Origin of the sequence: Rothia mucilaginosa, assembly GCF_964210535.1 — a bacterium.
Lineage (GTDB): Bacteria > Actinomycetota > Actinomycetes > Actinomycetales > Micrococcaceae > Rothia > Rothia mucilaginosa_F.
Genome location: NZ_CAXOMR010000005.1, coordinates 47,588 through 67,127, shown reverse-complemented (window position 1 = coordinate 67,127; position 19,540 = coordinate 47,588). Strand labels below are relative to the sequence as shown.

At 58.6% G+C, this 19,540-nt stretch carries 18 protein-coding genes and 1 tRNA gene; 13 read left to right on the top strand and 6 right to left on the bottom strand.

Annotated features, from left to right (window positions below):
- Positions 1-119: 119 nt before the first annotated feature.
- A complete protein-coding gene (locus AB8C10_RS03135; protein WP_311473402.1) occupies positions 120-1,322 on the bottom strand; it encodes a pyridoxal phosphate-dependent aminotransferase in 1,203 nt (400 codons plus the stop codon).
- 354 nt (positions 1,323-1,676) lie between these two features.
- Here AB8C10_RS03135 and AB8C10_RS03130 point away from each other — a divergent pair.
- The 12 genes from AB8C10_RS03130 to AB8C10_RS03075 all read left to right on the top strand — a co-directional run bounded on the left by AB8C10_RS03130 (position 1,677) and on the right by AB8C10_RS03075 (position 13,477).
- Positions 1,677-1,749 (top strand) — tRNA-Trp (locus AB8C10_RS03130).
- Between the two features lie 77 nt (positions 1,750-1,826).
- Positions 1,827-2,105, top strand: a complete 279-nt coding sequence (gene secE, locus AB8C10_RS03125) for a preprotein translocase subunit SecE (RefSeq protein ID WP_049353360.1) — start codon at positions 1,827-1,829, stop codon at positions 2,103-2,105.
- Positions 2,106-2,209: 104 nt separating this feature from the next.
- A complete protein-coding gene (gene nusG / locus AB8C10_RS03120) occupies positions 2,210-2,956 on the top strand; it encodes a transcription termination/antitermination protein NusG (protein WP_311473404.1) in 747 nt (248 codons plus the stop codon).
- A gap of 266 nt (positions 2,957-3,222) precedes the next feature.
- Positions 3,223-3,651: a 50S ribosomal protein L11 gene (rplK, locus tag AB8C10_RS03115; protein ID WP_005504870.1), complete on the top strand. Its 429-nt coding sequence runs from the start codon at positions 3,223-3,225 to the stop codon at positions 3,649-3,651.
- A gap of 137 nt (positions 3,652-3,788) precedes the next feature.
- Positions 3,789-4,484 carry a 50S ribosomal protein L1 gene (gene rplA / locus AB8C10_RS03110; protein ID WP_005504876.1) on the top strand — a complete coding sequence of 232 codons (696 nt, stop codon included), beginning with the start codon at positions 3,789-3,791 and terminating at the stop codon, positions 4,482-4,484.
- Positions 4,485-4,773: 289 nt separating this feature from the next.
- Positions 4,774-5,748, top strand: coding sequence for a TDT family transporter (locus tag AB8C10_RS03105; protein WP_368866805.1), 975 nt, complete (start codon positions 4,774-4,776; stop codon positions 5,746-5,748).
- A gap of 101 nt (positions 5,749-5,849) precedes the next feature.
- Complete coding sequence (locus AB8C10_RS03100; protein WP_368866804.1) at positions 5,850-6,989, top strand: ABC transporter ATP-binding protein; 1,140 nt, start codon at positions 5,850-5,852, stop codon at positions 6,987-6,989.
- A gap of 379 nt (positions 6,990-7,368) precedes the next feature.
- Complete coding sequence (gene rplJ, locus AB8C10_RS03095; protein ID WP_049338065.1) at positions 7,369-7,899, top strand: 50S ribosomal protein L10; 531 nt, start codon at positions 7,369-7,371, stop codon at positions 7,897-7,899.
- A 156-nt stretch (positions 7,900-8,055) separates the two neighbouring features.
- Entirely contained in the window at positions 8,056-8,430 is a 375-nt protein-coding gene (gene rplL, locus AB8C10_RS03090) for a 50S ribosomal protein L7/L12 (RefSeq protein ID WP_005504884.1), read from the top strand.
- Positions 8,431-8,754: 324 nt separating this feature from the next.
- Positions 8,755-10,296, top strand: coding sequence for a glycoside hydrolase family 32 protein (locus AB8C10_RS03085; protein WP_315295905.1), 1,542 nt, complete (start codon positions 8,755-8,757; stop codon positions 10,294-10,296).
- Between the two features lie 256 nt (positions 10,297-10,552).
- Positions 10,553-12,550, top strand: coding sequence for a glucose PTS transporter subunit IIA (locus AB8C10_RS03080; RefSeq protein ID WP_368866803.1), 1,998 nt, complete (start codon positions 10,553-10,555; stop codon positions 12,548-12,550).
- 273 nt (positions 12,551-12,823) lie between these two features.
- On the top strand, positions 12,824-13,477 hold the full coding sequence (locus AB8C10_RS03075) for a GNAT family N-acetyltransferase (RefSeq protein ID WP_315295903.1): 654 nt from the start codon (positions 12,824-12,826) through the stop codon (positions 13,475-13,477).
- Positions 13,478-13,579: 102 nt separating this feature from the next.
- Here the strand turns inward: AB8C10_RS03075 and AB8C10_RS03070 are convergent, their stop codons facing one another.
- The 5 genes from AB8C10_RS03070 to moaA all read right to left on the bottom strand — a co-directional run bounded on the left by AB8C10_RS03070 (position 13,580) and on the right by moaA (position 18,501).
- Positions 13,580-14,656 carry a LacI family DNA-binding transcriptional regulator gene (locus AB8C10_RS03070; protein WP_368866802.1) on the bottom strand — a complete coding sequence of 359 codons (1,077 nt, stop codon included), beginning with the start codon at positions 14,654-14,656 and terminating at the stop codon, positions 13,580-13,582.
- A 98-nt stretch (positions 14,657-14,754) separates the two neighbouring features.
- Entirely contained in the window at positions 14,755-16,068 is a 1,314-nt protein-coding gene (locus AB8C10_RS03065; protein WP_315295900.1) for a molybdopterin molybdotransferase MoeA, read from the bottom strand.
- Between the two features lie 143 nt (positions 16,069-16,211).
- Positions 16,212-16,919, bottom strand: coding sequence for a molybdenum cofactor guanylyltransferase (locus AB8C10_RS03060; RefSeq protein ID WP_368866801.1), 708 nt, complete (start codon positions 16,917-16,919; stop codon positions 16,212-16,214).
- Positions 16,919-17,185, bottom strand: a complete 267-nt coding sequence (locus tag AB8C10_RS03055) for a MoaD/ThiS family protein (protein WP_049338071.1) — start codon at positions 17,183-17,185, stop codon at positions 16,919-16,921. The genes AB8C10_RS03060 and AB8C10_RS03055 overlap by 1 nt, the downstream gene beginning before the upstream one ends.
- A 104-nt stretch (positions 17,186-17,289) precedes the next feature.
- On the bottom strand, positions 17,290-18,501 hold the full coding sequence (gene moaA / locus AB8C10_RS03050; protein ID WP_368866800.1) for a GTP 3',8-cyclase MoaA: 1,212 nt from the start codon (positions 18,499-18,501) through the stop codon (positions 17,290-17,292).
- A gap of 232 nt (positions 18,502-18,733) precedes the next feature.
- Between moaA and modA the strand changes: the two genes are divergently transcribed.
- Positions 18,734-19,540 carry a molybdate ABC transporter substrate-binding protein gene (gene modA, locus AB8C10_RS03045; protein WP_368866799.1) on the top strand — a complete coding sequence of 269 codons (807 nt, stop codon included), beginning with the start codon at positions 18,734-18,736 and terminating at the stop codon, positions 19,538-19,540.

Genomic DNA, 19,540 nt, shown 5'->3' with positions numbered 1-19,540 from the left:
TCGGTTTTTAGAGCAAGAAACGGTCAATAGCCCTGTGTTTGATCGTTTTGTACCGGTTCACCCAGTACCTAAACCGCACCTCCCACCGTAGCGAGAGACGCAATCCGGAGCACCACGAACTAGTCGCGTGCCTGACCGAGGAACTTCTGCAGGCGCGCCAGGCCCTCTGCCAGGTCCTCATCGCTCAGCGCGTAGGAGAGGCGCAGGTAGCCGCTGGGGCCGAATGCCTCACCGGGAACTACGGCGACCTCAGCCTTTTCGAGAATGAGCTCAGCCAGCTCTGCGCTGGTCTGCGGGCGTACACCCTCAATTTCCTTGCCGAGCAGTTCGCGTACGTCCGGGTAGGCGTAGAACGCGCCGGTGGGTACGGGGCAGTGCACGCCTTCAATAGCGTTCAGACCCTCCACAATGGTGCGGCGGCGGCGGTCGAAGGCTGCGTGCATGATTTCCACGTCGTCCTGCGGGCCGGTCAGAGCTTCAAGAGCGGCACGCTGGGCGATGTTGTTGACGTTGGAGGTCATGTGGGACTGCAGGTTGGAGGCTGCGGCGATAACGTCGCGCGGGCCAATCATCCAGCCCACACGCCAACCGGTCATGGCGTAGGTCTTTGCCACGCCGTTGAGAATGACGCACAGGTCAGCGAGCTCGGGTACTGCCTTCAGGATGGAGACTGCCTTAACACCGTCATAGGTGAGGTGTTCGTAAATCTCGTCGGTCAGCACGAAAATACCCTTGGACAGTGCCCATTCGCCGATGGCGCGGGTTTCCTCTTCGGTGTAGACGGCACCGGTCGGGTTGGAGGGGGAGACGAAGATAAGTGCCTTGGTGGCGGGGGTGTATGCGGCTTCGAGCTGCTCGACGGTGACCTTGTAGTGCTGGTCGCTACCGGCGAAAACCTCGATGGGGTTGCCGCCTGCCAGGCGGATGCATTCGGGGTAGGTGGTCCAGTAGGGTGCGGGCAACAGCACGTCGTCGCCTTCGTCGATGACGGTTGCGAAGGCCTGGTAGACGGCCTGCTTGCCGCCGTTGGTGACGATGACCTGGGAGGGGTCAACCTCTACACCGGAGTCACGCAGGGTCTTTTCCGCGATGGCCTTCTTCAGTTCGGGAAGACCGGAGGCGGGGGAGTAGCGGAAGTTCTTGGGGTCGTTGAGCGCTTCGCGTGCTGCATCCACAATGTGCGCGGGGGTGGGGAAGTCCGGTTCGCCTGCACCGAAACCGATGACGGGGCGTCCCTGAGCCTTGAGTGCTTTTGCCTTTGCGTCGACGGCAAGGGTGGCGGAGGGTGCGATGGCACCGATGCGGCTTGAAATACGCGCCATGGGGCTCTCTTCTCTTTCTTCGTGTGCGCTGCCGGCGTGAAGTCGACAAGGGAAATAGGTGATGGGAATGCGAAGGTGGGATGATCTCGCGCATGGTGGCGCGGGTATATGCGGCATTCCTCTTATTAGGATACGGTCCACTAGTAGCGATGCGGAACCCTTCGTCAAGGTATCTCAAGAGGTTTTTCGAAAAAATATTACATTCTGAAGTTGCATCGGCCCCGAAAGATGGTTTACAGTTAGTTCTGCACCCGCAAGGGTGTAATTGTTTGCCCCTCTAAAGCCACGGCTTAGGAGGCAATGGAGGAGCGAGCGAGTGAGAATCAACTCTCACACCTGAAGTGAAAACTTCAAAGGGTGGTGGCTCAATTGGTAGAGCAGCGGTCTCCAAAACCGCAGGTTGCAGGTTCGAGTCCTGTCCGCCCTGCTTTTATTGCCTCAATAACATCTTTGTACGCCCGTTCCCCGGGCGTACTTTTTTAGACTCAGAAAGGGGCAGAAGAAATGGCATCGTCTGCTACCGCCGAGAAGGCTGTTAAGCCCGGCGCATCGTCGAAGAGCGATAAGAAGCTCGGTTTCTTCGGCCGTATTTTTGCATTCCTCCGTGAAGTTATTGCGGAGTTGAAGAAGGTTACTACTCCCACCGGACGCGAACTGGTTGGTTACTTCTTCGGAGTTCTGTTCTTTGTCGTGGTGATGCTCCTGCTTATTTCTGGTCTGGATTATCTTTTTGGCCAGGGAGCATTCTGGATTTTCGGTAACGGAACGATTCAGCGTAACTAGTACTGGCTGCATCCTTATTCTGGGTGCCCCATCAGTGATTTCCCTCAGCGTGTTGGTGAGTGGGAGTCCCCTCTGGATGATTAACGATAGAAAGTAGGAGCGACGTGTCCGAGCAGGAACTGGTATCCGAGATTGAAGAGGTCGAGGTAGCCGCTGCTGAGGCTACTGAGGAGTCTGCGGCTATTGAGCAGCAGGCTGAGGAAGCTACCGAGGCTGTCGCGGTGGCTGAAGCAGCTGCTGAGGCGGCTGAGGAAGTCGACGCTCTGGAAGAATTCAAGTCCAAGCTGCGCCGTCAGGCGGGCGACTGGTACGTGGTGCACACCTACTCCGGTTACGAGAACAAGGTGAAGACCGGTATCGAGACCCGTATCCAGAACCTGGAAGCTGAAGATGAGATCTTCGAGGTTCAGGTTCCCATGGAAACCGTGGTTGAGTTCAAGAACACCGTGAAGAAGACCATCCGCCGCGTGCGCGTTCCCGGTTACGTTCTGGTTCGTATGGAACTGACCGACCACTCGTGGGGCGTTGTCCGCCACACCCCGGGTGTGACTGGCTTCGTGGGTCAGGATGCGTACAACCCGGTCCCGCTGCGTATGGACGAGGTCTTTGACATGCTCCTGCCGGTCTTCGAAGAGCAGCAGCAGAGCCAGGGCCTGCCCGTTTCCAAGCCCGTTATCGAGTCCGACTACACTGTGGGCGAGAACGTCCGCGTGAAGTCCGGTGCTTTCGAGGGCATGGACGCTACTGTTTCGGAGATCAAGGGCGAGTCCCAGCAGATTGTCGTGATGATTTCCGTCTTCGGCCGCGACACCCCGGTGACCTTGAGCTTCACCGAGATCGAAAAGATTTAACGCTTCTAGCGTGTGAATATGAGCCTCGCACTTCGGTGCGGGGCTCATATTGCGTATGGGCGTCGTGAACTGCGCGAGCTGTGCGGGTGGGGTTTACTCTTTCTGCTAGCTGGCGCTGGATTAAGTCGCTGATTAACGCTAGAATGTTGGTTTGTGTATGCGCATGTCACGCTTTCATGCGGATGCACGGGTGACCGCGCCACGGTCACCATCTTGCCGGCGTACGCTCCTGTGCGTCGGTTCCCAGCTAAGAAAAGGACCCTACATTGGCTCCCAAGAAGAAGGTCACTGGCCTCATCAAGCTGCAGATCCAGGCAGGCGCCGCTAACCCGGCTCCCCCCGTCGGCCCCGCACTGGGCTCGCACGGTGTGAACATCATGGAGTTCTGCAAGGCATACAACGCTGCAACCGAGTCGCAGCGCGGTAACATCATCCCCGTTGAGATTACCGTCTACGAGGATCGCTCCTTCACCTTCATCACCAAGACCCCTCCGGCTTCCCAGCTGATCAAGAAGGCTGCTGGCGTTGCTAAGGGCTCCGCTGTTCCTCACACCACCAAGGTTGGCTCGCTGACCGAGGCTCAGGTGCGCGAAATTGCTGAGACCAAGATGCCCGACCTGAACGCAAACGACCTGGATGCAGCATCCAAGATCATCGCAGGTACCGCTCGTTCCATGGGTATCACCGTCGAGTAATTTCGGTTCGCCGAATAGCCGAGTAATCGGCACCGTAGATTTTTCTACACAGAACTTGTAAATGCCCGTCGTATGGACGGGATGTGGCAGAGCCGAGCGCGGCTCACGAGACCACAACTGCATAAGGAGAAAAGCAGATGGCAAAGCGCAGCAAGGCGTACAAGGCAGCTGTAGCCAAGATTGAAGAGGGTAAGCTCTACACCCCCGCTGAGGCAGTTGCCCTGGCGAAGGAAACCTCTTCCACCAAGACCGACGCAACCGTTGAGGTTGCAATGCGTCTGTCCGTTGACCCCCGTAAGGCAGACCAGATGGTTCGCGGTACCGTGAACCTGCCCCACGGCACCGGTAAGACCGCTCGCGTGGTCGTTATCGCAGCAGGCCCCAAGGCTGCTGAGGCTGAGGCAGCTGGCGCTGACTACGTTGGTTCCGATGAGCTGATCGCAAAGATCGCTGGCGGCTGGACCGACTTCGACGCAGCGGTTGCAACCCCCGACATGATGGGCAAGGTCGGCCGCCTGGGTAAGATTCTGGGTCCCCGTAACCTGATGCCGAACCCCAAGACCGGTACCGTGACCATGGATGTTGCAAAGGCTGTTGCAGACATCAAGGGCGGTAAGATCGACTTCCGCGTTGACCGTAACTCCAACCTGCACTTCATCATCGGTAAGGCTTCCTTCACCGCTGAGCAGCTCGAGGAGAACTTCCAGGCAGCTCTGGAAGAGGTTAACCGTCTGAAGCCCTCTTCGGCTAAGGGTCGTTACATCTCCAAGGCAACCGTTGCTACCACCTTCGGCCCCGGCATCCCCGTTGATCCGGCTGCCGTTGCTGCCTAAGGTATGCACCTGTAGCTTCTAGCATGAGCTAGTAGTCGCCCCCGACGTTTAGGCGTCGGGGGCGATTTTTTTGTGCATGATTTTGTCTGTGTGAAGATTCAAAACACAGTGTGAAGATTCAAGACATTGCGTGACCGGCGTCAGTTAAAGTGCGTCATGGACTTCCAGTTTTTATAGGCTTAAAACGTAGAATGAACTCCTGGCCGTGATTACCCCGGCACCTCTAAAACCGATGGTGGAGGAAGCCCGTACGCTTCCTTATCACCCCATCCATGACGAGAGAGAGTTTATGTCTTCTTCTACCCAGAATGCGCAGATAGCCCGTCGAGGCCTTAGTGTGCCGGTTAATTATTTTGCGGTGGCGCTGGGTACCGGCGCATTGGGTGCCGCTTGGCGCACCGGTGCGTCGAAGGGAATGGCACCCGATTGGGTGGGCGAGAGCATCCTGGCTTTTAACGCCGTGGTGTGGCTGCTCCTTATGGGTTTCCTGGTTCACTCGGTGGTGAAGTACCGTGCGTGGGTGCGTGGTTTTTGGGAGCATCCGGCGCGTACCTGCTTCTTTTCGCTGATTCCGGCGACGACGGCACAGGTGGGTGCGGCTCTCTACCCCTATGCTGAGGCTCCGGCTCTGACTCTGGTTGTGCTGGGAGCTGTGGGTCAGTTGTATTTCGCATCTCACCGTATCGCCGGCACGTGGCGTGGCGGGTATGCGCCCGAGGCTGCCTCGCCGGTGCTGTATCTGCCGACGGTTGCGACGAACTTTGCGACTGCCACGGCGATGGGTTTTGTGGGGTGGCGCGATATGGCGATGCTCTTTTTCGGTGCGGGCCTGATTTCGTGGTTCAGCATCGAGGCTGTGATTCTGAGCCGCTTGCGCACCCTGACTCCGCTGCCTCAGGGGGAGCGTGGCATTATTGGTATCCAGATGGCACCGCCTTTTGTGGGTGGTAACGCGTACTTGGCGGCTAATGGCGGCACGGTTGACTGGTTCTTCCTTGTGCTGACGGGTTACGGCATTCTGCAGCTGATTTTCCTGATGCGTTTGCTCCCGTGGGTGCTTGAGGGCGGCTTCTCGATGAGCATGTGGGGCTTCTCATTCGGTATGGCTTCCATGGCGGCGAGTGGTGTTCGCTTGACGGCTGCTGGCTCGCTGGGGCTGGTGGGTCCTGTCTTGACGGTGGCGGGTACGGCTTTCCTCATCTTCCTGTGGGCGGGCACGCTATATCTGGCGTTGAAGGGGCGTTTGCTGGTGCGCCCGAGCTAGGGCGCTCACATGAGACTCTGATACCAGGCTTGTGCACCGTTTTATGACGGTGCTTATCTTCTGCGCCCGTGCCGGGTGTGAGTTTCGGCGATAATGGGGGAATGACTTCTGCATCCCACTCTTCTGCCGCGGCAGAGCCCTTTGAGGGCCTGCGTATTCGAGGCGTCGCTAAGACCTTTGGCGCCGATACGACGGTTCTGAATGAGATTGATTTGGATGTACACCCTGGCGAGCTGATTTCTCTGGTTGGTTCTTCGGGTACGGGCAAGTCGACTCTGCTGCGCATTATTGCCGGCCTGGAGGAGCCGAGTGCGGGTCGGGTGACCTATGCCGGGCAGCCTCTGGAGCGCGGCTCGGTGGGTGTGGTTTTTCAGCGTCCTATTCTGTACCCGCACCTGAGCGTGAAGGACAATATTCTCTTCCCGACCCGGCTGGGAGCGTTCTCCGGCGTGGCTGATATGGACTACTACCGCGAGCTACTGGAAGCGTTGAAGCTTGAGGGCTTGGAGTCTCGCAAGCCCTCGCAGCTATCGGGCGGTCAGGCGCAGCGTGTGGGCATTGCACGTGCACTGATTCGCCGTGCTCCGGTGGTGCTTTTTGATGAGCCGCTGGCGAGCGTGGATGAGGAGATGAGCGCGAGTATCCGCGCGGATATTGTGCGTCTGCACGAGCGCTACGGTTTTACGGGCCTGTACGTGACCCACGATCAGAATGAGGCGCTCATGCTGGGTCAGCGTGTGGCGGTCATGGATGCCGGCTACCTGGTGCAGGTGGATACTCCGGAGCGTCTGTTGGCGCATCCGCATACTCTGCAGGTGGCGAAGCTTTTGGCGGCGCCCGCGCTGAATCTATTGGCTCTTGAGGACTCGGAGTTTCTTCCTGCCGGGTGTGAGCTGGCAATCCGCGCGACCGCGTTGCACCCCGTGGCGTCAGACGCTGCTCACGCACTGCCGGTGCAGGTGCTCGGGTGCCGTCACCTAGTCGGTGGCATGCTGTACCGCGGGCGTCTGCTGGAGGCGGTTTCCTTACCTTTGAAATCCCCGCGGGCTCAGACGGAAACTGAGCTGAGCGCCCAAATGTATGCCCGTGTGCGTGCGGGTCAGGAACTTGAGTTCTTTATCCCGGATGCGCAGGGCACCTCCCTGATTGGCGCCTCGCTCAGCGTAGGGGAGCAGGTGCACCTGGGGGTGGCTGCTGAGCGCTGCTTCTTGTTCTCGGACGGAAAGCGTTTTTACCTCTAAAACGTGGTTTATCGGGCCTTTCAGAGGGGAGAAAGCGCGGGTTAATCGACTTAAATAAGTGATTAACCCCGCTTAATCACGTTTTTAACTTGCGACTCGGGCTTTAACCTGAGATGATGAATGAACCAAAGACCGCCGGTCTAGAACTATGTCCTTTATCGCCACCTCGATGGAGACGAAGAACAGAGTTCTGATAAGAGCAGATTTCACTAGAAATCGCCGCCCGCGTAGGTAACTCGAAGTGAATAGCCGTTGCCCTCATGCAGGGTGCCGTCTACTGTGCCTCGTACGCCTACGCGTCGGGGCATTTTTTATTGCTTGCAATAAATGCTTCGAGGCTCTACCGGCGACCTTACAAGAATCGGAAGAAGGAACTACCATGGCGACTCAGGAAAAGATCGCTGCAGTATCCGAGCTGAAGGAACTCTTCGAAGCTTCGAACGCAGTCATCCTGACCGAATACCGCGGTCTCACTGTTGCACAGCTCAAGGAGCTGCGCCGCGCACTCGGTGCAGAGACCGAATACGCCGTGGTGAAGAACACGCTGGCTGCTATCGCAGCTAAGGAAGCTGGCATCGACGCATTCGAAGGCCACCTCCAGGGTCCCTCCGCACTGGCATTCATCAAGGGCGACCTGATTGATGCTGCTAAGGGCCTGCGTGACTTTGCCAAGGCTAACCCCCAGCTGATCGTGAAGAACGGTTACTACGAAGGTGCCGCTCTGACCGAGGACGACGTCAAGCGCTACGCTGACCTGGAATCCCGCGAGGTTCTGCTGTCCAAGGTTGCAGGTGGCGCAAAGGCAGCCATCGCACGCATCGCACAGGTTGCAGACGCACTGCGCGTCAAGCTGGAGGAGCAGGAAGGCGCAGCTCCCGCTGCTGCCGAGGAGGCTTCGGAAGAGGCATAAGCCCCTTTCGTGCTACTGCACCAGCGCTGAGATACTCAGCAGCGTGAACGCGAATAGCGTGTAACGCACCCTAAATTTGACCGACCCTTTCCGGGTAGGTACTGAAGTTTTACACCGCGGGCGTCAGTCCGCACCAGATAGTGAAGGAGCCAAACAATGGCTAAGCTGTCCATCGAAGAACTCATTGCAGCATTCAAGGAACTGTCCCTCGTTGAGGTTTCCGAGTTCGTCAAGGCATTCGAGGAAGAGTTCGACGTCACCGCAGCTGCTCCCGTTGCAGTTGTAGCAGGCGGCGCAGCAGGCGAGGCTGCTGAAGAGAAGTCCGAGTTCGACGTTATCCTGGAGTCCGCTGGCGACAAGAAGATCGCAGTGATCAAGGAAGTTCGTGCCCTGACCTCCCTCGGCCTGAAGGAAGCAAAGGACCTGGTTGACAGCGCTCCCAAGGCTCTGCTCGAGGGCGTTTCCAAGGAAGACGCTGAGAAGGCTAAGGAGCAGCTCGAGGCTGCTGGCGCAACCATCACCCTCAAGTAATCGACTTCTTCTCGATTCTTACGCGGGCGGTGCATCCATCGGATGTGCCGCCTCGCGGCATTTAACGGCCCCGCACCTACTCCGGTATGAAGACTGGGGGAGGTTCGGGGCTTCGTCGTGCCCGTTCTTTTCTCCTGTAGCAAACGGGGCATGCGCCACATAATCGGCAGGTGACGGTATAAGCCGCTGTGGCCGCCCTGTGCCCCGAGTGAGAGAGTCTGAGAGCACTGTGGTTCCTCTCTCCTGGAGCCCAGCAATGGGGGAGAGGTGCCGTATGATGGGATGAGACAACCCAGACATTCCTTTGCACGAAAGCGGATAGACATGAGCGAGCAGAAGAAAAAGAAGAAGAGCGCAACCGAGCGACCCGCCCGCGACTTGGCGGCTGAAGCACAGCAGATCCTGGACGCTTTCGGTGCCGGTGTTCGTGAAGACCGCGACTACCCGGCTCTGCACCTGGCACCTCCCGTGGGCCGTCTGAACGACCCGAACGGCCTGGTTTTCGATGGTAAGCGCTACCACGCCTTCTACCAGTACTCGCCCCTGCACCCGGAGCGTATGGTTTACTGGCGTCACGCCGTGAGCGAGGACCTGACCCACTGGACCGATGAGGGTACCGCCCTGGTTCCCGATAGCCGCTACGATTCGCACGGCTGCTACTCCGGCTCCGGCATTAAGGTTCCCGGCGGTTTTGAGTTCTTCTACACCGGTAACGTGAAGGATGAAGAAGGCAACCGCGAAACCTACCAGATTCTTGCTACCGCGGGTGAGGACGCGAAGCCGACCCGTCAGCTGCCCCCGCTGATTTCCGGTCCCGCAAAGGGTTACACCGCGCACTACCGCGACCCGCACGTTTTTGAGCGTAACGGTGAATGGTGGATGGTCATCGGTGCTCAGCGTGAGGACCTGACCGGTGCCGTGGTCGTGTACACCTCCAAGGACCGCCGCGAGTGGACCTTCCGTGGTGAGCTGGGCATTAAGGATAAGACCCTCAAGGGCACCTACATGTACGAGTGCCCCTCCCTGCTGAGCATGCGCGATGAGCTGACCGGTGAAATCCGCGACGTACTGATTTTCAGCCCGCAGGGCATGCAGCCCCTCGGCGAGAAGTACAACAACATTTTCCAGAGCGGCTACATTGTTGGTTCGCTGGATAATGAGACCCTCAAGTTCACCGTTGAGACCCCCTTCACCGAGCTGGATGCAGGTTTCGAGTTCTACGCACCGCAGACCATCTCCGGTACCGGCCTGACCGCTGATCCGAAGGCACCGCACACCGTGAGCGGCGATGCCCCGGTGATGATTGCGTGGCTGGGCAACGCAGACCAGGACGATCTGCCCTCGTGGAGCCACCGCTGGGTGCACATGTTTACCTACCCGCGTGAGCTGCACCTGCGTAACGGTAAGCTGTTCCAGCGCCCGGTGCCGCAGCTCAACGACGCGATGGAGATGAAGCCGCTGTACCGCGAAGAGGAGAAGGGCAAGCTCGTCGAGCTGAAGAACGCCCTGACCTTCCGCCTGCGTGGCCGCGTGAATGTCTCTGATGAGCGCGTGAAGCTGAAGATTAAGGACACCCACGGCGTGGCACTGAGCATCGTTCTGGATAAGGACTTTGTGCAGATGGACCGTGGCGGTACCCGCTACACCGAGGGCGGTAGCCTGCGCCGCCGCACCCTGAAGCGTTCGAAGATTCGCGAGTTTGACCTGCTCGTGGACGGCTCGGCAACCGAACTGTACGTGGGCGGCAAGCTGGTCGCATCCATGGGCGCTGAGGTCATGACCGCTCGCACCTTCTTCAAGGGCGATAAGCGCCGCGTCCGCCTGACCGGTGGCGAGGTGCTGTCCCTGGAGTACGGTCGTCTCTAAGCCGTTTTCTAGGCGCTGGTTCTAGGTGCTGGGAGCTGCCCGCACGGGTGGTTTTACGGTAATTTCTGAATATGTCTGAGGGCTCACTTTCCATGTGGAGGGTGGGCCCTCGCTTTTAAGAACTTTCCCGTGATACCATGTCTTACATCCGATATGTCAAACGTATGACATATGCATGACATGCACACACAGACATATCACCCCAACTCATTCACAAAGCATCATCCGGTGGTGCTCCAAACAAAGGAGAGCGAGCGTGGACCACAAGTCAGTGGCACAGCGCGTGCTGAAGGACGTCGGTGGCGCCGGCAACATCGTTGCAGCCGCACACTGCGCAACCCGCCTTCGCCTCGTCCTGAAGAACCAGGACAAGGTCGACCAGGCAGCAATCGACAACGACGAGGATCTCAAGGGCAGCTTCCTCAACGCCGGCCAGTTCCAGATCATCGTCGGCCCCGGCGACGTCAACGAGGTGCACAAGCACCTCATCGCCGCTGGTGCACCCGAGGCATCCAAGGATGACCTCAAGAGCATCGCTGCGAAGCAGGGCAACATTGTCTCCCGCTTCATCAAGACCATTGCTGACATCTTCGTTCCGCTGATTCCGGTGCTGGTCGGTGGCGGTATGCTGATGGCGCTCAATAGCCTCCTGACTTCCAAGGGTATCTTTGGTCCCCAGGCAGTTATTGAACTTTACCCGGAATGGGCTGACTTCGCGGACATCGTCAACCTGCTCTCCGCAGCTCCCTTCGCTTTCCTGCCCGTGCTGGTTGGCTTCTCCGCAACCAAGGTCTTCGGCGGTAATCCTTACCTGGGCATGACCATGGGTGCCGCAATGGTCTCCCCGGCACTGATGAACGGCTACAATGTCGCTGCCTCTCTGGCAGGTGCCGAGGGTAGCGAACCGATGAAGTACTGGAACCTCTTCGGCCTGCAGGTCCAGCAGGCGGGCTACCAGGGTACCGTGCTGCCCATCATGCTGGTTGCCTTCATCCTGTCCCACATTGAGAAGTTCTTCCACAAGGTCCTCAAGGGCACCATCGACTTCATCTTCACCCCGACCCTCACCATCCTTATCACCGGCTTCCTGACCTTCATCTTGGTCGGCCCGCCGATGTTCCAGCTGGGTACCTGGCTGGGTGAAGGTATTAACTGGCTCTACACCGTTGCTGGCCCGCTCGGCGGTCTGATCTTCGGTACTTTCTACGCATTCATCGTGATGACCGGTATGCACCAGGCATTCCCGCCCATCGAGATGAGCCTGTGGGCAACCGGCGGTTCCTTCATCTTCGTCGTTGCCTCCATGTCTAACGTGGCGCAGGGTGCTGCCGCAGCCGGTGTCGCACTGACCACCAAGAACAAGAAGATCAAGGGTATTGCTTCGGCATCTGCACCCTCCGCATTCCTCGGCATTACCGAGCCCGCAATGTTTGGTGTGAACCTGGCTCTGCGCTGGCCCTTCTACATTGCAATCGTCTCCGCGGGTATTGGTTCGATGTTTACTTCTATTCTTGGAATTAAGGCGGGTAAGCTTGGCGCCGCTGGTTACCTTGGCTTCCCCTCGATTGAACCGACTGTTGGCGCTGGTATTCCTGGCTTCTTCGGCTGCCTCATCCTGACCACCGTCATCGCTTTCGTTGCCTCCTTCATCTGGGGTAAGAAGGTTGAGGCTGGCAACACTGAGGAGGCTGAGGCACCCGCCGCTCCTGTTCCCGCTACTCCCGCAGCAGCTGCTGCAGCTCCCGCTGCCGCTGTAGCAACTGAGGCTGGCGAGAGCGTCGAAATCGGCTCCCATATGGTCGGTTCCGTGGTTCTGCTGGCTGACGTCAAGGATCCCACCTTCTCCTCCGGCGCACTGGGTGCAGGCACCGCAGTGGAGCCCACCGAAGGTAAGCTCTACGCACCGGCTGACGGCAAGATCACCGTTGCATTCCCTACCGGCCACGCATACGGTCTGCGCACCGAGGACGGCCTGGATCTGCTGATGCACATCGGCATGGACACCGTTGAGCTCGACGGCAAGCACTTCGAGCCCAAGGTTGCTAAGGGTGACACCGTCAAGCGCGGCGACGTCATCGCTGAGTTCGATATCCCCGCCATCAAGGCTGCTGGCTACCCGCTGGCAACCCCCATGGTGATTACCAACGCCAAGAAGGCGGCTGCTTCGGTTGAAGATGTTCAGGCTTCGGGCGCATCTGTCACCAATGCAGATTCGCTCCTGAAGGTTGCACTGAAGGCAAAGGCTAACGCATAGTCTGCACTCTTAGTGAGTAGATAACCTCAACGTGATGTACACCCCGTACCGCTCTTCCTAGAGCTGGTGCGGGGTGTTCAATTTTTCCTGCAAAAACATGTAAAAGTATCATGAATAAATATGCACTAAAATTATGCATAATGGTGCAATATAAGTTGGCACACATTGGTGCATGGTCATGAAAAATGTCTTGATAAGGCAGAATTTATTAGCCAGGAGTGAATAATCCAGCTAATATTTATGTATAGTTTCAAGCTTTTGTAAAGGGTGAATATGACCTCAGCTTCCTATACCGTCCGCACCGCCGAGCCTCATGAATATGCAGATGCGCTCGAAGTGCTGATTGCCGCATTCGACGGTGACCCCGCCATGATGGCAGTCATCGCAGGCGGTAGCCGCCGACAGGAACTCGCCAAACTCCGCGCCATTATGACCCTGCAGGTCTACGGCAACTTCCAGGATCGCGGACGCATCGACATCGCCATCGACGAATCCACTGGAAAGATTGTGGGTGTTTGTCTCTGGAGCACCCCCGAATCTCACGAGGGATCCTTCCTCAACGAGCTCAAGCAGGTGGGTGCCTACTACAAGGCTCTCGGCTGTAAAACCCTGATGCGAGCCATCACGATGGAGCTGCATCTGCTCAAGTACCGCCCCGCCTACAAGCACTGGTACCTCTTCAATATCGGTGTTCTCGAAGAGTACCGCGGTCGCGGCATCGGCTCGAAGCTACTTGACTACGGCACCGAACGCATCGGCGACTACCCCGCCTACCTCGAAGCATCGACCTACGATAGCGCCCGCCTCTACGAGCGCCGCGGATTCTTCTCCCTCGGCCCGCTCCACGGAATCTTCTCCAAGGCACACGCCGTCGGCATGGTCTACCCCGGCACCGGTCCCACCGAGATTGTGCAGCGCACCTCCTAAACTTCCGGACGCGCACAAAACCGATAAATGTATATGCAAAATCCGCCCCACCGTGAGCACTCGCACGGTGGGGCGGATTTTGATCGTCAGAAAAGGAGCCTCTTATTGGAGCTCGTCCGGGGCGGAGGTGTCAGGCAGGATCTGATCCAGATTCGGGATAGAACGCACCGTCGCCCCCAAATGCAGCTCAACGGGGAGCACATCCTCGGGCTGGGTAATTGGGGGAGTGGCATCCTCGGGGGAATCCTCCTGCTGTAGCTCAATGAGCTCCAGCAGACGCTGCGCGGTACGCTCTGCCATGCCCTCAATCGGCTGAACCACGGTCGCCAACTCCGGCATGAGCAGCTGAACACTCTGAGTGCCGTCGTAGCCAATCACCTGGAAATCCTCCGGGACGCGAACGCCTCGAGCACGCGCCCAGCCCAGGGTGAGGGCCGCGTAATTATCGTTGGAGGCGAAGACCGCGTCCACCGGCTCCGGGCTGTCGGCGCGCTCATCCAGATAGCGGTAGAGCACCTCACGCTTAATGCCCAGGGAGGGGCGGAAACCCAGCTCCAGGAACTCCGGCATGAGCCCCGCCTCAAGCATTGCCTCACGGTAGCCGCGCTGACGTTCATTATGCTCACCCAGGGTAGAAGTTACGTGCACAATATTCTGCGCACCCGTGGCTATCAGATGCTCCGTGGCGGCACGGGCGCCTCCGTAATTATCGGAGCGGACATTCGGGTAAAAGCCGCTTTCGAGGCGGTCCACGGTCACCAGGGGAGCCTGGGCGTGCGGAATATTCACCAGCGCGTCAGAGTGCGCGCCGCTGATAATGCCGTCCACCTGGTTGGAGAAAAGCATCTCCAGGTAGCGCTTTTCCTGTTCGGGGTGATCATCGCTATTGCAGAGAATGACGCGGTAGCCTGCCTCGGCAAGGTAACTTTCGAGGCGGTACACCATCTCCCCGTAGAAGGGGTTCGCGACCGTGGGGAAGATGAGGCCCACCATCTGCGAGCGCTGACCCTGCAGGCTGCGGGCGATGGCGTTGGGTCGGTAGCCGAGCTCACGCATTGCATCGTGGACCTTGGTGCGGGTGCTTTCGCTCAGGTAGCCGCGGTTGTTGAGCACGCGGGAGACCGTGGTGGGGGAGACGCCCGCCAGGGCCGCAACGTCGCTGAGTTTGGGCTTAGCCACGGAGGCTCCCTTCGGTATGCTAAACGATTGACATATCTCTCTACTATACCCCGACCGCATACAGCATAAACATTTAAACGCCGGAAAATAGCGCCTTACTACAGCACCGGAATAATCGGAACCCGAGCCCCCACCTCATGAGCAGAACCCCGAACCGAAGAATCATCCAACACCGCACAGTGAGTAGCCGCCGCCAACGACGACAGCATATGCGACGCCGACTTCGGCAGAGGATACGCCACACCATCACGCACCGACACCGGAAGCAGGCGAGCCCCCGCCGGCTTACGCAAAGTATCAACAGGCTCACCCAGAACCGCAGAATCCAGCTCCGGCAGAGGCATATCCCTCATACCAGCCAAAAGCGGCGGCAAATACGAATACAGAGCAGTGTAAGCCGCCAAAGGATTACCCGGCAGACCCAGCACAAAACGCTCACGACCCGAATTCGGGCCAGTCTCCGGAACCGGCAGACGAGCAGCCAACGCAGGATGACCCGGACGCACATCCACCGACTCAAACAGGTACGTCGCACCCATATCGTTGAGCACCTTACGCACCAAATCAACACCCGAGGTGCTCGACCCACCTGTGAACACCAGCACACGAGCCGTCGACGTGGACAAGAACGTGCGGAACTCAGACTCAACATCCGCCAGACGAATCGACGGGCGCGCCTCGCAGCCAGCAGAAATAATCGCATGCTCCATGAAGCCGCCAAAGGCATCACGCACCTGACCCGGCGCAGGCACACCAAACGTAATGACCTCATTACCCGTAAACGCGCAACGCACCGGAATCGGGGCATACACCGGCAACTCATCAAAACCATTCGTGCCCAAGAACGCCGCCATACGCGCAGAAATGCGGTCACCGTGGCGCGCCAACAGCTCGCCACGCTCCAGCTCAGCACCGGCATGGCGAATATCAGCACCCGGCGCCGGAGGCTCAAAACCCTCCGCCATATCCAGGTAATGAATGCTCGACACAGTCTCCAAATGGGCGCTCACGCCCGGACGCGAAGAAGCCTCCGCACCCTCATACAGGCGGGAATGCTCCTCACGCACAATTGCCTCAGCGCCCTCCGGGATCAAACCACCCGTCAGAATCGGGGTCGCCTCGCCCGGTGCAATCGGCACGGTCAGGCGGTGAATATTTGCGCGAGAATCCTCCGGGTACGCCGGGGTCACCAGACGCCACGGAGGCGCACCCGCCACCGCGTAACCGTCCATCGCCGAAGAGCTGTAGTGGGGCACCGGCATCATCGAATAAACGTCGTCCGCCAAATAGTGACCAATCGTCGCCAACAGCGGCAAAGACTCCGTCTTCACATGGTGAGCAATCTCCAGACCCTGCTCATGCAGAATCTGGCGGGCCTGCTGCCACGAAACAGAAGGAATATGGTGAGACATCGTACCTCGTAAAAGTGTGTGCGGGACGCGCAACAGCGCGCGAGCTCAAAAACATCGCCCGGTCGGGCGTTAAGACCTACCACTAGGGTACTCGTAGCTTGGCAACTAGCGCTCCCGCGCGCCTCAGATGCTAATAACTCGTGCTAATAGCTTGACCAGAGCGAGGTCGTATAGCCCAGAGCCTGCGCCTGCTCCCAGGTATCAACATCGGCAGTGTCAGCGGCAGACATCTGAACCGCCACAGGATTCAAACGGCGCAAAAAAGAACGAACAGAAGCATCAGTTGTGCCGGTCGAAAAGACCGAACGGATCGCCTCGAAACGGTAAATACCCACCAGCGGCTGATAGATGCCCTCAGAGACGCCCCAGAAGCCCTCAGAAGCTTCAGAGTCACTGGGCGCTTCAGAACTGATGGGGGAGGGGGTAGCCGCGGTCTGCTCAGCGCTCCGTGCCGCGGTAATCAGCTGCTGAACCGCGGGGGCAATACGCGGAGTATCCACACCCAAAATCAGGCACCAGCCCGGCAACGGGGTCTGCGAGCGCTCGCAATCTGCCGCAATACACTCCAACCCGGCATGAATCGCCGCGGCAGGACCCGAAAACGGCGGATCCTCACGAGTACGCAACACCCCGGTAGGCAACGGCAGGCTCTCAGGACCCACCACCACACGCGGGGATGCGGCGGCCACCGCCTCCAGAGCACAATCCAGCAGGGTGCTCGTGCCGTCAGACAGGGATGCCTTCGGCACATGGTTCAGACGGCGAGAAGCGCCTCCGGCAACAACGACCGCGGCGCACGAAAAATCACCCTCAGCGGGGAGCGGGGAACCGGGCATCTTATCCGCCGGCATTATCCACCCGCAAAGGGAGGCAGAACGTCCACACGGTCGGCATCCTGCAGAGGTGCCTGCGCATCCGAGCGGGCACCATTGACCAGGAACGAGCACTGCTCCATCACCTGCGCAAGAGTCAGACCCGACGGGGTCGTACCCTCCAAGCTCTGACCCAGATGCTCAACGAGCGCGCCAAGAGTTGCCGACGGTAACTCAGCCAAAGGTACCGACAGCTGCGTGGTACCCGCCGCAGAACGTGCGGCAGCGAAAAAATGAACCTGCATAATGCTCCTCAATCCTAAGTCAGGGGACAGCCGAAAATCACGGGCGCAAGATGCCAATAAAAAGCCTTATCCGCGCACCTTCGGCTGATGAATCAGCGGCTTTCCTAGCCACCAATAGCGCTCATCGAGCGGCTCGCCTTCGCGAACTCCTCAATATCGAAGTCAGCGTCTTCCTTACCGTGGGCGCGCGGCTTGAACCACATGCCCTCACGCCAGCGCAGAGCCAGCTCCTTATCGTCAGCGCCAGAACGCAGAAGCTGCATCAGATCAGTCTCAGTATCGGAGAACAGGCAGGAGCGGATCTTACCGTCCGCCGTCAGACGGGTGCGGGTGCACGCATTGCAGAACGACTCCGTCACCGAAGCGATAATGCCCACGCGGCCCAGCGACTCGGTACTGTCGGTCGGGAAGCCCGCCTCATCCAGGGCAGTACCGAGCGGGTATACCTCCCACAGCTGAGCGGGGGAGTCACCGCGTGCCTCAGTCACCGAACCCAGGACGTACTCAGCCGACAGCTTCTCGCGAATCTCAGCGGCAGTAATCGTGCCCTCGCGGGTCCAACGGTTATCGGCATCCAGCGGCATCTGCTCAATGAAACGCAGCTGATAGCCGCCCGCCAACGCCCAGCGCAGAAGCTCCGGAGCCTGATCATCATTCAGACCCGGCATCAGTACAGCATTAATCTTGATGGGCCACAGGCCAGCCTCAGCAGCGCCATCAATGCCCTTCAGGACGGCGTCAAGCTTATCGCGGCGGGTCAGCTCGGCAAAGGTCTCACGGCAAATCGTATCCAGTGAAACATTGATGCGGGTCAGGCCAGCCTCCGCCAGGGCGGCGGCACGCTTCTCCAAACCAATACCGTTCGTCGTAATCGCCAACGGAATGTTCGGATGCGCCTCATGGATGCGAGAAATGATATCCACCAAATCGGCGCGCACCAGCGGCTCACCGCCGGTGAAGCGAATCTCCTCCACGCCCAGCTCGGTAATCGCAATATCGGCAAGGCGCGCAATCTCCTCGGCGGAGAGCAGATTATCCTTCGGGAGCCACTGCAAACCATCCGCCGGCATGCAATAAATGCAACGAAGATTACATTTATCGGTCAGAGAGATACGCAGATCCGTCGCCACGCGACCCCAACGGTCCAAGAGCGGACCGCTGTTCGTAATATTAGGGAGCTTACGCGCAGGCTTGACGCCGCTCTCAGATTTTTCGGGCGTAACAAAAGCAGCCCCGTTACCCTCCGCAGAAGATAAGGTGCTTAACGTTGGGCCCGCAATGAGTTCAGAAGAGGCCGAATTCGCCGTGTACGCCATGTAAAACCTATGTGGAAAATTTGCATATTTCAGGTGACAATATGATTATTCCATGTTCCGGCGCCCCGTACATAGTGTGTGCAGGGTAAGTTACAACTGCGCCACAGCAGACAACCCCGACGAAACAACGCCGCGTGTACAAGCTAGGGACGTACACGGGACGTCACATAAAGCCCGCACATGGACGCACCTCACCTTCAATAGCAGTACGAACCAACCAAGGAAATACCTCATGAAGAGCCCCCTCGCAGCCCTCAGCGCGCTCGCTGCTGCAACCCTCGTCCTCACCGGATGCGGCGCCACCCAGAGCTCCTCTTCGTCCACCGCATCTGCCGCAAGCAGCCAGGCAGCCTCCGGCAAGGTAGAAGTCTTCGCCGCAGCCTCCCTGAACAACGCCGGCGCAGACCTCGAAAAGGCATACGAAGCCGCCAACCCCGGCGTAGACGTCACCTTCGTCTACGAAGGCTCCGCAAAGCTCGTCAACCAGATCGAGCAGGGCGCAACCCCCGACCTGCTGATCACCGCAGACACCAAGAACATGGACAAGGCAAAGAAGCTCGACCAGTTCTCGACTTCCGAAACCAACGTTCTGGTCACCAACAAGCTCGTGCTCGTCACCGCCGAAGGTAACCCCGGTAAGATCAACAGCCTCGACGACCTCAAGACCACCGAAGGCGTCGTCGCAGTCTGCAAGGAAGACGTTCCCTGCGGCACCATCGCCCACCAGGAACTGAAGAAGCACGACATCACCCTCAAGAACGCAACCACCGAAAGCAAGGTCACCGACGTAGCAACCAAGGTCACCACCGGTAACGCCGACGCGGGCTTCATCTACACCACCGACCTCGCCGCCGCCAAGAAGAAGGGCGCGAACCTCGGCTCCGTTGAGCTGACTGACGTGGAACGCAACGAATACCCCGCAGCGTTGAGCAAGACCGGCTCCTCCTCCGAAGCTGCGAAGAAGTTCAACGAATGGTTGAAGAACTCCGACGAGGCGAAGAAAATCCTCACCGACTACGGCTTCAGCACCGCAAAGTAA

What these genes read in the sequence shown, in the direction of transcription:
- AB8C10_RS03135 (WP_311473402.1), bottom strand. Translation starts at nt 1,322, where the DNA reads ATGGCGCGTATTTCAAGCCGCATCGGTGCCATCGCACCCTCCGCCACC.
- secE (WP_049353360.1), top strand. Translation starts at nt 1,827, where the DNA reads ATGGCATCGTCTGCTACCGCCGAGAAGGCTGTTAAGCCCGGCGCATCG.
- rplA (WP_005504876.1), top strand. Translation starts at nt 3,789, where the DNA reads ATGGCAAAGCGCAGCAAGGCGTACAAGGCAGCTGTAGCCAAGATTGAA.
- AB8C10_RS03105 (WP_368866805.1), top strand. Translation starts at nt 4,774, where the DNA reads ATGTCTTCTTCTACCCAGAATGCGCAGATAGCCCGTCGAGGCCTTAGT.
- AB8C10_RS03100 (WP_368866804.1), top strand. Translation starts at nt 5,850, where the DNA reads ATGACTTCTGCATCCCACTCTTCTGCCGCGGCAGAGCCCTTTGAGGGC.
- rplJ (WP_049338065.1), top strand. Translation starts at nt 7,369, where the DNA reads ATGGCGACTCAGGAAAAGATCGCTGCAGTATCCGAGCTGAAGGAACTC.
- rplL (WP_005504884.1), top strand. Translation starts at nt 8,056, where the DNA reads ATGGCTAAGCTGTCCATCGAAGAACTCATTGCAGCATTCAAGGAACTG.
- AB8C10_RS03085 (WP_315295905.1), top strand. Translation starts at nt 8,755, where the DNA reads ATGAGCGAGCAGAAGAAAAAGAAGAAGAGCGCAACCGAGCGACCCGCC.
- AB8C10_RS03075 (WP_315295903.1), top strand. Translation starts at nt 12,824, where the DNA reads ATGACCTCAGCTTCCTATACCGTCCGCACCGCCGAGCCTCATGAATAT.
- AB8C10_RS03065 (WP_315295900.1), bottom strand. Translation starts at nt 16,068, where the DNA reads ATGTCTCACCATATTCCTTCTGTTTCGTGGCAGCAGGCCCGCCAGATT.
- AB8C10_RS03060 (WP_368866801.1), bottom strand. Translation starts at nt 16,919, where the DNA reads ATGCCGGCGGATAAGATGCCCGGTTCCCCGCTCCCCGCTGAGGGTGAT.
- AB8C10_RS03055 (WP_049338071.1), bottom strand. Translation starts at nt 17,185, where the DNA reads ATGCAGGTTCATTTTTTCGCTGCCGCACGTTCTGCGGCGGGTACCACG.
- moaA (WP_368866800.1), bottom strand. Translation starts at nt 18,501, where the DNA reads ATGGCGTACACGGCGAATTCGGCCTCTTCTGAACTCATTGCGGGCCCA.
- modA (WP_368866799.1), top strand. Translation starts at nt 18,734, where the DNA reads ATGAAGAGCCCCCTCGCAGCCCTCAGCGCGCTCGCTGCTGCAACCCTC.